The sequence below is a fragment of the Priestia sp. SIMBA_032 genome, assembly GCF_046535215.1.
Lineage (GTDB): Bacteria > Bacillota > Bacilli > Bacillales > Bacillaceae_H > Priestia > Priestia aryabhattai.
The window spans coordinates 1-245 of record NZ_JAWRXD010001334.1 but is presented as its reverse complement, the minus strand read 5'-3'; the positions used below and the strand labels follow the sequence as shown (position 1 = coordinate 245).

The 245-nt window shown below is 58.0% G+C and carries 1 protein-coding gene; it reads left to right on the top strand.

Annotation, left to right across the window (positions count from 1 at the left end):
- Positions 1–40: 40 nt before the first annotated feature.
- On the top strand, positions 41–245 hold a 205-nt coding region (locus tag SB717_RS38640; RefSeq protein WP_410908530.1), incomplete at its 3' end, for a hypothetical protein.

Genomic DNA, 245 nt, shown 5'->3' with positions numbered 1-245 from the left:
GATTGTTGCGCAAGGCCTGTGCTGTGCGAGGGCGGTCTGGGTGCGAAGAGGGTTGAGACTCGCCCCGTCGGGCGGGCGATGTATCGCCCGATCGGGATGCATGCGACGGCCGTTAAAATGGAATTATATTTCCACAATGCTGAATTTGTGGGATGCTGAGTGGAGAGATCTTCGCCATGAGGCGATCGAACACGGAGGAAAGGGTGCAGAACATGGGCAGAACCGAACGCGCGCGGATCGAGACA